This window comes from Microbulbifer sp. NBRC 101763, from assembly GCF_040371615.1.
GTDB lineage: Bacteria > Pseudomonadota > Gammaproteobacteria > Pseudomonadales > Cellvibrionaceae > Microbulbifer > Microbulbifer variabilis.
This window is the reverse complement of sequence record NZ_BAABQV010000001.1, coordinates 568816-584292: the sequence shown is the minus strand read 5'-3', so window position 1 is coordinate 584292 and position 15477 is coordinate 568816. Positions and strand designations below refer to the sequence as shown.

At 46.2% G+C, this 15477-nt stretch carries 10 protein-coding genes; 1 reads left to right on the top strand and 9 read right to left on the bottom strand.

Features of this window, described 5'->3' with window-relative positions; genetic code table 11:
- Nucleotides 1-512: 512 nt before the first annotated feature.
- Nucleotides 513-2795 carry a TonB-dependent receptor gene (locus ABWV76_RS02735; protein WP_353375156.1) on the bottom strand — a complete coding sequence of 761 codons (2283 nt, stop codon included), beginning with the start codon at nt 2793-2795 and terminating at the stop codon, nt 513-515.
- Between the two features lie 400 nt (nt 2796-3195).
- Between ABWV76_RS02735 and ABWV76_RS02730 the strand changes: the two genes are divergently transcribed.
- A complete protein-coding gene (locus ABWV76_RS02730) occupies nt 3196-3552 on the top strand; it encodes a hypothetical protein (protein WP_083922811.1) in 357 nt (118 codons plus the stop codon).
- A gap of 287 nt (nt 3553-3839) precedes the next feature.
- On the opposite strand, the gene ABWV76_RS02725 is transcribed toward ABWV76_RS02730, so the two are convergent.
- The 8 genes from ABWV76_RS02725 to ABWV76_RS02690 all read right to left on the bottom strand — a co-directional run bounded on the left by ABWV76_RS02725 (nt 3840) and on the right by ABWV76_RS02690 (nt 15446).
- Nucleotides 3840-4607, bottom strand: coding sequence for a reprolysin-like metallopeptidase (locus ABWV76_RS02725; protein WP_020414957.1), 768 nt, complete (start codon nt 4605-4607; stop codon nt 3840-3842).
- A gap of 979 nt (nt 4608-5586) precedes the next feature.
- Entirely contained in the window at nt 5587-6357 is a 771-nt protein-coding gene (locus ABWV76_RS02720; RefSeq protein ID WP_020414956.1) for a M12 family metallo-peptidase, read from the bottom strand.
- A gap of 236 nt (nt 6358-6593) precedes the next feature.
- Nucleotides 6594-7271: a protease inhibitor BamI-like protein gene (locus ABWV76_RS02715; RefSeq protein ID WP_020414955.1), complete on the bottom strand. Its 678-nt coding sequence runs from the start codon at nt 7269-7271 to the stop codon at nt 6594-6596.
- A 1268-nt stretch (nt 7272-8539) separates the two neighbouring features.
- The gene (locus tag ABWV76_RS02710; protein ID WP_026305280.1) at nt 8540-9364 is read right to left on the bottom strand and encodes a zinc-dependent metalloprotease family protein; all 825 of its coding nucleotides are present in this window, start codon (nt 9362-9364) and stop codon (nt 8540-8542) included.
- 246 nt (nt 9365-9610) lie between these two features.
- Nucleotides 9611-10225, bottom strand: coding sequence for a protease inhibitor BamI-like protein (locus ABWV76_RS02705; protein WP_353375155.1), 615 nt, complete (start codon nt 10223-10225; stop codon nt 9611-9613).
- 390 nt (nt 10226-10615) lie between these two features.
- Nucleotides 10616-14566: a cobaltochelatase subunit CobN gene (gene cobN, locus ABWV76_RS02700; protein ID WP_211214963.1), complete on the bottom strand. Its 3951-nt coding sequence runs from the start codon at nt 14564-14566 to the stop codon at nt 10616-10618.
- 2 nt (nt 14567-14568) lie between these two features.
- Entirely contained in the window at nt 14569-14916 is a 348-nt protein-coding gene (locus ABWV76_RS02695) for a DUF2149 domain-containing protein (protein ID WP_020414951.1), read from the bottom strand.
- The gene (locus ABWV76_RS02690) at nt 14916-15446 is read right to left on the bottom strand and encodes a MotA/TolQ/ExbB proton channel family protein (RefSeq protein ID WP_020414950.1); all 531 of its coding nucleotides are present in this window, start codon (nt 15444-15446) and stop codon (nt 14916-14918) included. Before ABWV76_RS02690 ends, ABWV76_RS02695 begins: the two co-directional genes overlap by 1 nt.
- Nucleotides 15447-15477: the final 31 nt, after the last annotated feature.

The window sequence follows — 15477 nt, the reverse complement described above, 5'->3', positions numbered from 1 at the left end:
CTCATAAATATAACTCCCATTCTCGGTGGGAACGTATAATTTTATTTTTATTGTTTTAGCACCATGGGTGAATAACATTTAAATAGCTATCTGAAGGATAGCAACCAGCATAACAACAACCTAGTGATGGTTCTGCTAATTGATCTGACTTGTGCATTTAAGAAGAACCCCCTCTAAGAGGCACAATTCAAGCTTTTCACCCCAGAGAAACCTCATATTTCATCACAAAAATGGACTCTATTTTTGATGATTCAATTACAGTAAATAACAAACACAGATAGTATAAGATTCCTGTCTATCTATTTCATATCCCAAAAGGGCGTGAAACTTATATTAATTTTATACAGGCGGGAAACCAATTTAGGCAAAGGCATCCAAAAAAGAGCGCGATGGCACTAGTTGTTACTTATCAGGAAGGTAAGTCGAAAGGGTGCCCGATGGAGAGATACAAAAAAGCCGCACGCTGGAGTTCGTGCGGCAAAGCTTAAAATACCTTTGGGAGAGGTATGGGATTAAAAATCGTAGGCCACGCTTAGCTTGATATTACGCGGCAAAATATAGCGAACATTGGAAGCAAGGGGATCACGGGGATCACCTTCAGTAATGCCATCCTCATCAGTCAAATTATCCACCGCCAGTTGTACGGTAATATCATTGAGATAGGCTACGGCCCCCAAGTCTACTTTCGTATAACCGGGTAGAGTTACTGAGTTTTCGCTATCGTTGAAGCGGTCACCTACCCGACTGATTCCTCCAAAAACAGCCATATCAATGTTGTTAATGGTAAAATCATAGTTCTGGCTCAGGCGAACCTGGTATTCGGGCTGGCGCATCACCTGATTACCTTTAAAGTCCCCACTGGTGATCTCCGGCTTTTGCAGGGTTGCATTCAGGCCTAATGTAAAATCACCCCAATGGGCTTTACCATCCAACTCAAGGCCTAGGGCTTCTGTTTCCAGGCGGGTACAAGTGGTACTACCAATAATGCAGTCTGGCATACCCTGGGTTTCATTGTAGAAGAGCGTGGCAAACAGCGAGTAGTCTTGGTCCTGCAATTTGTAGCCCAGCTCGTACTGGTCGATGTCGATGATTAGATCGGAACCGGCAAGGAAGCTCCCACCAAACTCGCGATAGTTATCAAAGTCCGCGAATTTAAAGCCGGAATTAATTCGGAAGAAAGTTCCCATATTTTCCGCAAAGGCCCAATCCACTGCAGCGGTGTAGGCGAATCCATCTTCATCCGCCTTGTAAGTGGTAAAGACCCCATTGCGCTCTCCATCGTCAACGGAGTAATTGGTCTCACGGTTGGCGGAACGAACCCCTAAGTCGAAAGTAAAATCACCCAGGTAGAATTCACTGGCGAGATAAAAGGCGTTTTCGCGGGCATCACCCACAGCTTCAAGGTCGTAGCTCCAGCAGAGGATGGGATCCAGCTCCTCATCATCACAGGAGATATCTTCCGCAATTTGCTCGCCATCGTGACCAAGTACATAGTAATCCTGATTTCCAAGGGACCACCACTCGTCTACTTCCCAGCTAGAGGTATAATAGCCCGCTGTAACCTTGAAGCTGTCCCATTCTTTGGACAGGCTGATATCGTTGGTAGTTGCCTCGATATCCTTCCGCACTACCCAGGCGCCAAACTGTTGTAACAGGGTATCGTCGCTGACTTCTGCCCCAGACACTGTAGTAGCTGAAGTTACAGCTGTACCATCGGTGTATCGCAGATCACCGATTGAGACCGGACCTCCATTGGGCACAAAGCCCAGGGTGTCGGCATTGCCACTGGTAAGTCCAAATCTTTCAGTAAGACTCCATCCATTACCCAGGTCCAGCTCAAGGTAGGCACCGGCTACGCTGCCATCCCAGCCACGCCCTTCACCCATATCGAAGGTTTCCCAGCTTGTTTCTGAGCCACCATTCCCGTCGGCCTGGGAAACAGGTACTGAAACCTTGCGATTGCTGGGACCAACTTGAGTGTAATCAGTTGCCAAAAAAGAGGCATTTGGCAGGTACCAGGTGCCGGTATCTTTGGTATCGCGTATATAGAAACCGGCTTTGCCATTATCCATTTCCTTGGTGAGGTGCAAGGTAAACTGGTGGCCTTCCTCGGCATCAAAGCCAGCATCGCGAATGCCGGGAGAAGAGCTCACATAGCCACCCATCATGAAGTACACATCTTCACTGACCTTCCCCGTCAGGAGGGCATCCGCCCTCTGAAGATCATAATCAGAGGTGGTGTATTTAAAGCGGCCCTCGGTCTCTTCAGTACCCTCTTTCAGAATAAAGTTGGTAGTAAGACCTGGCTGGCCATTGGAATATACCGGATTGGGTCCACCGCGCAGGCCTTCTACACGCTGGATGGTCTCATCCACACGGAACAAGGAGGAGTTTTCCATGAAAGAGAGTGTCGGAGCCGGATATAACGGCAAACCATTCATAGAAACCGTAACAAACGGTGCATCGCTGCCACCAGGAAAGCCTCGAACATCAATGTTCGCACCAGACACACCACCAGAACTTTCAACCCAAAGGCCTGGGATGGACTTCAGCAAATCCGCAGTACTTGATGGGGAGGCTTTACCTATTTCGTCGTCACTCAGAGTAGTGATTGAGAAGCTGGCATCCAGCTTGCGCATACCGGTACCACCTGGGGTACCCGTAGTAATCACCTCTTCCATCACTAGATTTTCATCACTGCTTGGAGAAACAGCTTCTTGGGCGATCGCGATACTACAGAAGCCAAGTGATACTGCCGCCAGGGAGACTGCTCGCGCCAGAGGTTTCTTATTCATCAACACTTCCCTCTCATCGTCATTCTTATCTGATTTATTGGTGTTGGTGGCCGGCACAACAATGCAATCGATTGCAAAACCCGGCCAAACCTGTCCTGTGAGACGACACCGCGATGATGACTATAATCCGCCAATGCAATCGATTGCAAGCTGCATTTGAGGTCAAATCTATAACGATAGTCACACCGCTTCCTAGAGGGCTCACGTATTTGGCCAGAATGCCCAGGCAGCGCCGAGTTTAGAAAAGTAAATCAGCAACTATCCCTTTGAAAGAGATCGCCGGCATTCCTACAGTTCTTATTAAGCACCTAATGAATGGACGTGACCCGGTGGTATCCGGCTGTCTATTTAGTGAGTAGATGCTAAGAGCCCTGAGCACCATCTCATACGAGGATCTGTTATGGCCAACAACCACTGCCAGCAGGCACACAACCATTCCCACAAACACGGCCCCCACTGCGGCCATGCCGCCATCCAGCATGGCGACCACGTATGTTATGTACATGACGGGCATCTGCATCACCCTCATCAGGGTCACTACGATGAACATGTACTGGAAATAAGCAAGAGAAACCCAGATGCCTGTAATCCAGTTAAGACCGCCACTCACGCAACCCACGTGCATGGGGAGGACTGTGGGCACGAACGTATCCCCCATGGCGACCACTTTGATTACCTCGTGGAAGGGAGATTACACCATGTCCACGGGGATCACTGCGATGATCACGGGCCAGTAGATGTTGTGCACGACAAATAAGTCAGGGGATTTTTATTGTTAGTACCACCTTGATCTTTTTGGGATAGGATTTTTAGTACTGTGAGTATTTGCGTTAATTAATATTATTTTTTATTGGAGCCAATAAAGAAATAGTATCGTGCTACCCAATCAGTATTTCATTTATAAATAACTTTGTTCTTTTTTACAGCAGGAAACCAGGAGAAGATCTCCTGGCTTCCTTTTAGCCTGTGAGACTAAGTATGTTTAATCTTCTATCTTATAGATACCAGCTAAGGTATACCAATCAGATAGATATTGATAAACGATTAATAGTAACCCGCAATATCGTCTACGATGGGAGCTAGAGCACGCTGGGCATTAGAAATGTCAACGCCGTTTCTTCTTTCACCACACGGTAAATTGTTACACACAGCCCAATCAGGATTAGAAAAAATATCAAACTGTGTTGTAGTACCAAATACATGTGGATAGGCCATGATAGTTGCAAAACTATTGTCCACACCGTAGCCTAAACCATAAGAATAAACTCCCGGAGTGCTGCCTTGCTTGGTGGAATGGTTTAACCCCATATTATGGCCGAGCTCATGTACGAAGGTATTATAACCACAGTCAACACCAGTAACACTATAAGCACGCTGCTTTGCACTACTGTACATTGTGCCGTTACTGCCTTGACCAACCCATGCAATACCACAAGTACGATACCTGTCACCATTCTGGTCTACAAACTCATCGGCCTTACCCAATAAAACCACCATGTCGGCTCTCACAGAGGAGCGCCAATCATTGACGGAGCCGTGGAAGGTAATAAGATCCAAATTATCCTCAGTTACACGGAGATCATCGTGTGACGCCAGCCACGTATCTACTAAGCGAAGCTGGATATCAACACCATTTCTACTAAAAGAATTGTTCGCATAACTAATATAGTTATCAATCTTAGTTGTAATATCACCAGTGTGATCTGCAGCTGGTGTCGTGTACATGATGGCGATATCAACTGTTTCTGCTGATGCGGCACCGCAAATAGTGAGCGCTGCAATTGTCGCAGCAAGATTTTTTTTCAGGCTCATTATAGATTCCTTTTATTATTAGTTGTGCACATCCCCAACCTGAGTAATTCAAGATTAATTTTGATTACTCGACAGGGAAAACTGCACGCTTTGAATACCCTAACTCGATTAAAAAACATCCATATTTATAATCGCCTGAAGAGCTAAACTCCCGGTATCTGCAGGATTTATACAGACCATCCTTTGCCTGACTATCGACTGGAGATAAATATCTCCAGACCAATTCACCAACTCAAAAATACCTACTTGTTAAATGATTTCCCAATCCCGAACCGGCTTCTCACATTGCAAAACCCCCTCATGTTAATTAACCGCAATAAATGTAACCGGTTACATAGCAAAACCTAAAACACCAATTCAAAAACACTTCACAAAACGGCCTTCCACTTTCACCCACAGAGAATATTTTTTGCTCGGCTCTTGAAAAATTTAAAGCATCCTTAACCAACAGTATACGGGCGCCAAGCTCTAACAAGAATTTCCATTGACCATAATAAAATAGACAGGCATCCGCAAGCATTGAAAATCTGCAAATGAAAATAATGAGAAATTATCCCTATCACACTAACCACCGGTTATAATGTTATAACGAAAGCAGCAAAAATAGAGCACAAAAGAAAACATAAACTTAGTAACACAAGCAACGTAACCTGGCTTAAGCTTTTAACCCAAATCACTAACCGTCAAAAAATAAAAGTTTTTCAGAAAATAAGAATCAAGTATCTGACTCAGAAAGCTCACACTCCTAAAGATAAACTTTATACTTACTCAAAAAATAAGAATACACAGGAGGGGGGTGGATAGATTTTTTCGGAAACCTCCCTAAAAGCACTGCCATCCTAAGTAAATATATAATTCCAAGAAAAGAAAGCCAGGAGAATTCCTCCGGACTTTCTTTTAGCCTGTGAGACTAGGTAAACTTAAATTTATCTATTCGCAAAAATTTAAGTCAAACAATCAAGAAGATTGAAGCAGGCAATTAATAGTAACCGGCAATGTCATCTACGATCGGGCCAAGAGCTCGATAGGCATTGGAGATATCTCTACTGCCAGAGCGCTCACCACAGGCCAATCCACCACACTCATACCAGTCTGGGTCAGAAAACCAGTCGTACTGGGTTACATTAGAACCATATCTCCAAGGATAAGCCATAATAGTGGAGAATTTATTATCTACACCGTGCCCCATACCATAAGAGTAAACACCTCCAGAAGTATCACCCTGCTTGGTAGAGTGAACCAGTCCCATGTTGTGACCAAGCTCATGAACAAAGGTGTTATAGCCGCAGTCAACGCCAGTCACGCTGTAGGCACGCTCTTTAGCACTATTGTACATGGTACCGCTATTACCCTGACCAACCCAGGCAATACCGCAGGTAATGTAGGTGCTACCGTTTTCAACAACTTCCTCTGCTTTAGTCAGAAAAACGACCATGTCAGCTTTTTCAGAAGAACGCCAGTTGTTCACAGTACTGTGGAAAGTAATGAGGTCCAAGGTACTCTCATTTACTCGGTAGTCAGAGCTGGAGGCATTCCAGCTATCTACCAGATTCAGCTGGATATCGATGCCATTCCTTTTAAAAGAATTGTTCGCATAACTGATGTAGTTGTCGATCTTTGTGGAAATATCACCAGTATAATCCGCTGCAGGATCTGTATACATAATGGCAATATCTACAGTTTCAGCACTTGCGGCCGCAGAAATAGTTAATGCTGCAATAGCTGATGCCAGGCTTTTTTTAATATTCATTATTGACTCCTTTTATTATAAGCAGTGCACACTCTATTATTGACAGCCAGCGCAAAACCGTTAACTGCCTGATAGTGAGTTAGCAATACACTTTTAATACCCTGACTCGACTAAAAGATCTTCCATTATTTTTTAACCGCCTGTGGAGAAATACTCCCGGTATTTGCAGGATTTACTTCGGCCCTCCTTTGCCTGACCATTGATTCGGGGTTAAAAACCTCGTATCAATTTATTCCTCAATCAAAATCATTCAGTGGAACTTCATTATCGTCCCAAGTTTTCTCCCGAGGAGCCTCTGAAGACATATCATCATCATGTTTTTCAACATGGTTTTGAATAAGTGCGCCATTGGGAGCTATCCACGCAAAACCATCCTGAGCTTCTAAAGTATAGGAGCCAGAAGGGGTGTTTAACTGAGCATAAACAGAATTTTTACCCAATGTGAATGTAGCTCCATGAAGGCGGGTCATACCAGGAAAATCAAATTGAACACTTTTATTTCCACTTGCATGCTGTTCAATATCACCCACTTGAACATCATAACTTTCATCAATACCAGGAAGAGATAGATCAATATAATCCCCAACCTCTAGGCTTCTCAACATTTCAACATCAAGTTCCAGGTAAGTCTCACCATTCAGGTCAACAGGTAGGCGTCCATTTTCATGCAGGACTTTTTTAGCCAGCTCAGACTCCTCCCACAACTTTTTCTCGCCCTCCTCTTCAGCATCATAAGAGACAGGAACTTCCTCTACCACTTCTTGGGACTCTACTTTCGCAGGCACTCGATCAATAACCATTTTTGGTTCTGGAATTTTAGCAACCTGACTTTCTAGCTTAGACTGTCCTTTCGCCCAAAAGTAATAGCCAGCACCCAGTAAAATAACCAAAACAGGAAACGCCAACTTCTTCACAGTTCACCACCCAAAAATTCATCTATTAAAATAATACTCCCGAAAACTCAGGGCTTCAGAAGAAAATTTTTCTCTCAACATCAACCAGTAAATATTGCTTCTTGCTGTTCAATCTACCGACCAGATTCAGACGACGAATGGTATCAAGACCTCAAATTTTTTTTTGAAAACAATTCACAGATGAGAAAAAAATAAAAATGATCAAAATAAAACCATAAAAACCAAGCTTAAAAAACTGCAAACCGCATCGCAACCAACAAACATAGGCTCATAAAAATATTGAGAAGTTCATCCACTTAACAACCCTAAATGGTTATATATTTATAACCAAAAAAAGATCGAATTAATTACATTAAAAGATAGAAAAGGTACTTGCAAAATAAACCAGGCAGAAAAATAGAACAAAAAAAAGGAGGGCAAAGCCCTCCTTGGAATAACAGAATTAACAGTCAGTACTTTCTTAACAAATCAAGAGAGTAAAATTAGATCAACAATGGCCGTCTACATCATCAATAATTGGCTTCAATACTCTGTGAGCACCAGCTCGATTTTTTTTCGCCACACAGTAACCCTTTGCAGATTTCATCCGGGTTTAAAAATGCATCCAGTTGTTCAGCGCTTCCGTATATTGTGGATACACCATGATGGTGGAGAAGCTGTTATTTACACTGCAGCTTAGCCTCCAGCTGTAAACATAACCAATAGCATCACTTGGATGACAAGAATAAGTCAGCCCCATGTTGTAGCCCAACTCATAAATAAACGTAAGATAGGTAGCCCCACTATCAATTCAGGTCAAACTATAGACCAGGCACTTAGCGCTGGATCCACAACACCGCGACCACTCATTCCGCCTCAGGCAATTCACCACCCACATTCACGGCACCTAACGTTCAACGCACCCAACCAGCTTCAGACGAAGAATGGTATCAAGACCTCAAAATATTTTTTTGAAAACACTTCACAGATAAGAAAAATAAGCAAAATTGGAGCCGGCCACAAAATCTTAAAAAAAACTGCAAACTTTATCGCAACCAACAAATATCGCCCTTAAAAATATTGAGAAGTTCATCCACTTAACGACTTTAAATGGTTATAAAGTTATAACCAAAAAAGAAAGCCAATCAATTGCACCAAAAGATAAAAAACACCTGTAAAACAAGCCACGCAAAAAGCAAGAGAACAAAAAAAGGGAGGGCAATGCCCTCCCCAAAACAATGGAGTCAACGGTCAATAACTTCTTAGTAGATCAAGAGAGTAAAAGTAGATTAATAATAGCCAGCTACATCATCAATAATCGGCCCCAATGCTCTGTGAGCATCAGCCCGATCCCTCTGGCCACACGGAAACCCGCTGCAGATTTTGTCTGGATCAGAAAATGTATCCAGCCTTACAGCTCCTCTTCCGAATGCTGATGGATACGCCATAATAGTGGAGAAGCTGTTATTTACACCGTAGCCAAGCCCCCAGTAGTAAACACCACCACTGGTATCACCTTGCTGGCGAGAATGAGTCAGCCCCATGTTGTGGCCCAACTCATGAATAAATGTAAGGTCAGTACCCCCACAATCAACTGCGGTCAAACTATAGGCCAAGCGTTTGGCACTAGGGTGCATAACACCGTCGCTACCTATTCCGCTCCAGGCTACTCCACAGCGGGTACCTTGAAAACGCCCATTTTCCCAAACTTCTTCTCCCTTACCTAGCAGAGCAACCATATCGGCTTCAAAAAGTTGGCGCTGCACCCCAACTGGGCCGGGAGCAACTTGCGTAATTTCATCGTAGGTCGGCGTACTATCCTGAGCGAAATACTCAGCTAAACCAGAAAATTCATCGAGGTTGGCTCTATTAATGAGGAGATCGTCCTTGGAATACTCTCTAGAGTCTACCAATTCCAGCTGAATATCCAGACCATTATTTTCGTAAATACGGTTAGAGGTACTGATCAAATTATCGACCATTACGGAAATATCCCCGGTATGCTGAGCCGCAGGATCGGTATACCAAACCGCAATTTTTATCGTCTCCGCACTTGCCGCCCCAGAGATGGTGAGAGCCGTTATTGCGGCCGCCAAACTATTTCTTAGCTTCATAGCAGTTCCTTTTATTATTAAATTATTTACCCCAATCTTTGCAATCCGACCAATGAAACCGGTTACATTTTTAGCCGCACTGACCAGATCACAAAATTTACTTGCCCTAACTGGAAAACAGATTACTTCCTGCTCTCTTCTCCACCTGTAAAAGCAATCGCTTCTGGCAGTAACAGGTACCTCAAGCAGCACTCCCTTTGCTGCTAGCCAGGTCAGAAAACTCCTGCCCCAACATTAGATAAATTCTTACTTTAATTTTACCTCTTCCTCCAAGTGACTCCTGGTTAAATCTTTTTTCGAAGCCACCCAGGCATAATTTCCCTGCGCCTCTAGGGAGTATGAGCCTGAAGGCAATGTTAAATTGCCATATACCGAGTTTTTGCCAATTGTGAAATTTACAAAATACACGCTGCCATAACCGGGCAAGTTCATTTGCACACTTTTATTACCACTGGCATGCTCCTGGACTTTATCCACCTGGGCATCGTAGCTTCCCTCCACTCCGGGCATTTCTATATCGACATAGTCTCCAATAGATAACTTCTTTAGAGCTTCTACATCGATCTCAAGATATGTCTCTCCATTTAAATCGATCGGCAAGCGTCCTGATTCACGTAAAAACTGCCTTGCGACATCCGATTCTGCCCACATCAAGGCACTATCAGGGTTCACCTCTTGCTCATTGGCGGAAGGCATTTCTACCACTTCTTCAATGGATTTAGTTTCAGCTGGAACAATTTTCTTGGAGGGAGGTGAGACTGGTTTTTCAGTAATTGGTTGTGGGCTATCTGTTTGACTCTTTGCCCAGAAGAAATACCCTCCCGCACAAAGGAGAGCAATCAGTGGAATTATTTTTCTCATTAGCTTCTCACTGCAAAATATTTATGTTAGTTCAGAGAAAATCCCAATAGTGCTGATTACTTAATGAGCTACACCAAAATCGAGACTTAACCTTTCTTAACATGGACCACTATGCTGAGACGCTTAATGCTAATTTCCACGCAATTAATTTTTCAGAAATATTTCACAAAAATGTCATCCACGTATGGGTAGCCTGTGAGCATTCTCTGACTTTACCTGCTGGATAGGAAAAAATATCGACAGATTCCTGAAAAATGACAACAACATTGGCTCAAAAATTTTTTTACCGAAAAAGAAAAAAGCCAGCAACACTGGTAAGAATTGCTGGCCTTAACTGATCAAAAAGTGACTTTAGGATTGGCTTTTATTGCCAAGGGTAATGCCCAATGCCTAGGCATGGGTCACTCGCTGCCCTCCCTCCTCAAAAAAGCGCTCAAAAAATACACTAATAAATCCGGTGATAACAATTGCCAACAGTAATAACCACAAGAAGTCCTGGGGCTTGTCCTGAGCTGCGGGCTCTTTTACTTCTTCTAGTTTCTGCCCACTAACTTGCTGAGACGCGGGAGCGCTGTTAGCGACATTATCTACCGTCTGGCCACTTACAAGCGGGGCAAGACCAAATCCAAGGGCCTGCTGATTCACAAAATCAGTAAATTTTTCATTGTCTGTTGCTACGTCGTGCTGGTTGGCGAGTTCGGTGTAAGTCTCAACCATTTTCCTTAGCGTTTCTGCATCGGCAGGCCAGTAACCCTTTCGCACGGCTTCCAGCATGCGCTCCAGCATTTGCGCCAAGGCTTCCGCATTGTGCTCCTCAAAGAACTCGCGCATATCCATTTGGTATTTATCATCCACGTAGACTTCAAACATCTCCTGCCATTGGTCGTCGCGAATGGTTTCCGGGGTCATCACCTCCCAGCCCCACATGTTGTTCACACGATCCAGAATTGCCGTTGCGCCGGCATAGCCGGATTCCTGCATCGCCTCAATCCAGCGGGGATGGAAGTAACGGCTGCGCATTTCCTGATTGACAAACTCTCCCAGGGTCTGGGTTTTAATGTTGTCCTTACGGCGCAGATTGGATACGTACATCTCTGGCGTCTTACCGTCGAGATTGCGCACCGCTAGCCCCATACCACCAAAGTACTGGAAAGGATCGTCATTGGTCATCATCGCGTAGAGGTTGGTGGAACGTGAGAAAATGACCCCATCAGTACCGGAAAGCACCTTGCCATAAAGTGCAACATTACGCTGGTCCTCGCTCCAACGGGACTCATCCTTGCCATAGGCAAACCCCATGCGGCGCATATACAGATCGGCCAGCTTGTCGTCTGTCTCCCAGCTGTCGGAAGCCAGGCTGGCACCATTCAGGCCGGTACCGTAATTGCCACTTTCATTGGAGAAAATACGCACGGAGGAAAGATAGCGGGCATCCTCCTCGGAGCTGCCCTCTTCCTTTAGCTGTTGCAGTAAGGCCTGACTGTGGCGATAAACAAAGTTGTTCTCCTCCTTCATCTGCGCCACTTTATCGATGGCTTCCGCCAGCCACAGCATCACATTAGGGAAAGCATCGCGGTAAAGGCCCGTAGCAGAGATCACCACATCGATACGAGGGCGCTTTAACTCTGAATAGGGAATCACCTCAGTTCCAGTAACATTGCCCTGCTGATTCCATTTGGGCTTGAGACCCAGCGCATGCAGTATTTGCGCTTCCAACGCACCTTGGTGGCGCATCGTCTCCAGGGACCAAAGGGAGAATGCCAGCTTATCCGGGAAACGGCCGTGTCTTTCCCGATAGTCGGCAATGGTTTGTTCCATCAGTTGAACGCCGGCCTCATAAGCCTCCCTGGACGGCACTTTGGCAGGGTTGAATCCAATCAGGTTGCGACCGGTAGGCACTGCCTGCGGGTTGCGAATAGGGTCACCCCCATAGCTCACCGGAATGTACTCACCGTCGAGCGCCAGCATCAGGTTTTGTAGCTCAGCAATACCGGCAAAGTTATCGGCATACTCCCGGCCCTGCTGCAGGTAATTTTGCAGTTCTTCAGAAAGTTCTGGCAACTTGCGGCCAGCCAGGTAGGCATTTAACAGCTGATAACCCGGCTGTGCTTCCAAGGCGACTACATTGCGTTCATCCAGCACCTGATCCTGCGGCAAACTCAGGCCCTGGTCGCTCTCATATTGGCCGGCGGCGGAGATAAAGTTTTCACCCAGCATTTGCAGCATGGTGCTGGTGAGATGCTCTGACTTGGGCAGCTGACCAAAACGATGGATACCCAGTGGCTGGCTCATTTCAGCCAGTTGGGCCAAGTGGTCCTGAAGACGACTGAGCTGGCCACCGAAATCAGCCCGCAGGGTTTCAGCGCTGATTTCCAGATCCTTGAGCATATTCAGCTTGTCCGCCAGGGCGATAATGCGCTCCTGGGTATTCTGCCGGGTTTGCCCTTCTTCCAGAATCAGGTAATTACCAATCAACTCAGAGAGTTCGGCCACTTCGGCATAAAGACCCGCTTTAGCGAAGCCCGGTGTCAGGTGGCTGATCATAGTCGCACGTCCGCGACGCTTGGCCTGCATAGCCTCGCCTACATTATCAATAATGTAGGGATAAAATACCGGGATATTTCCCAGAGCCAAATTTGGGGCGTCGAACACAGAGAGCCCGCGCTCCTTACCGGTTAACCATTCCTGGGAACCATGTGTCCCTAAGTGAATATAGGCATCGGCCCCGAAAGTTTTACGCGCGTAGAGATAAACCGCCAGGTAGGCATGGTTTACCGGGGTTTTCATATCGTGATATAGGGATGCATGGTCTTTTGCATTATCCGCGCGCACCCCCTGCGGCAGGACAATCAGGTTACCCAATGTCATACGTGGGATCACAAACGCCCGCTCACCATTATGGTCTGCCAACATGGCATTATCTTCCGGCTTACCCCATCGCTCCACAATGGGGTCACGCACAGAGGCCGGCAAGCTATCAAACCAATCGACGTAGGTGGAAAGTGGCATCCAGTCAGCCAAACCTTTATCAATCAGCGCAGTGCTGTCTTCACGACGATAATAGGGGCGTAGCAATTGGCCGGCCCAGTCGATCAGGATCTTGGAGTCCTGCTGCTCTATTTGATAGCCACGCTCCGCCATAGATTTGGCGATAGACTCGATGGAGGAAGGTACATCGAGGAAGGCCGCGCCAATATTCTTCTCACCGGGAGGGTAGTTCCAGATAAAGGTAGCCACCTTTTTCTGGCTATTTTTTTTATAGCCAAGAGAAGCATGGCTCCACGCGCGTTCCACCAGCGCATTGAGCTGATCTGCCATCACAACCTTATTGCCATCTTCGCTTGCCGCAACAATTACCGGGTCGATACTGCCGGTATCTTCAGGCATTACCAGGAAGAATGGGGTTAATGAAGGGGAAACCCCACTATTATCAGCAAGGTAATCCGTTTCACTACCCTCGGTATAGTTCAGAGCGTGAATAACTGGAACGCCCAGCTTTTCGAACTCTGCGCGACGTTTACTCACATAATGGAGAGAGCGGTAATTGATCATCAGATCAATACGTGTTTGCCCTGCTTCGTCCTGTAATAAATCAGGGTAGGAAAGCGGCAGGTCCTCACCTTCAAAGAAAAAGGCAAAAGCCTTAGCACCTTTTTCTTCCAGGCCAGCCAAAATTGCATCTACAACCTGCTGCTGCTCGTAATCCACTACTGAGCGATGGATAGCCAGGCCTATAACCGGCTGCTCTCCTGATACCTGCAGCCACTTAAAGAAATCCCCTTCGCTGTCAGTCACCAGGTTTGGCAGGCGCGGATGATAAAAACCCACCTTGGGCACAATAATAGGATCGGCTACAGGCAGCTCGGTAAGGCCAAAGACTCCCGCGGAGAGGAACTGCATCAAATGCCGGTAGTTCTGACGCCCAGCATTATTGAAATACGCAGCGATGGATTGGTGCTGTTCAGAGGTCAGCCCCTGGTTCATGGAGGCGTTATCGGCATCCCCCAGGGAAACCACTGGCACTTTGGGGTACTGGGTTAGCAGAGGTTGGTATTTTCCAAACATAAATTGGGAGAGTGCCGGATTGATACCATCCAGCATCACCAAATTGGAGGAACCCCAAGCCTGCGCTATTTGCTCTTCGCTCTTACCTTTGCTATTAAAAATCTCCAGGGTAAACGGCTGATCTGCAGCCAAATCAGATAACAGCTCCCCTTTGGCTTTCGCTGTATGACTGGACATCATCAACAAAACTTTGGGCTTATCGCTGGCCTGCACCATCATCGCAGTGAAGGCTATTACGATGAAGCATACCAATTGCATGCACACCTTCTTCAACATGACTATTTACCCCCTACAGCCTTGTCTTTTGCGGACTCTTCTTTTCCTTCCGGCACATAAACCAGGCTGCCGTCTGCCATCTGGTAAGCAACACCCGCGCGAGTGCCCTCTCCCGATCCAATTTCGCCGGTGGATTTGTACTGCTTGATTTCTTCCCCATCTTTTACAATGACTTCCATATTGGGCTCACCGGCATTCTTGATCACCGTGACCTTTTCGTTGGAAAAAACGTTTAACGGGTTTTGTGCAATAGCGATGAGCAGTGCGGCAATAATCACCAGAAAGACATCAATCAAGTTAACCGCACTCAGAATCGGGTTAAGTTCTTCATCTTCATCCAGGAAGCGCATCAGGCGGCCTCCTTCAATTTGCGAATGTTAATCAGCTCAGCGGCAAACCAACGCTTCTTTACCGAGGCCGGCCAGAAGGTCAGAGTGGAAATCGCGAGACCCCAGATCACAGCAGCAAAAGCGATAATCAGGTTTTCACTGATACCCTGGATATTGCCATCGGCCAAGGCACGCAGCGCCGGCCCCATAGGGATCATGGTGGCAATCAAGCCCAGCATGGGCGCGATACGAGTGACCATGCGTAGCATTTCCAATTTTTTAAGTGCAAAAACTTCCAGCTCGTCATCACATGCCAAAGGATGTCGCACGTAATAATTGTGCACCTGGTAGCCTGGAAGGCCCTCTTTCCGACCTTGCTTCAGAGCCAAACTGTAAGCGACAGCATTGCGCCGGCGCAGCATCCATAGAGAGATGAAGCGTCCCGTTGCGTAAAGCGAGTAGATAAAAAGGACCAGAATCGCCAGCAATACCGGGGCCATAAATAAATCAGCCACATCGGCCATCAGGTTCTCAATTATCGAAATGTTCATTGCAAGCCTCCTCAGCCCAGCACTTTCGCTC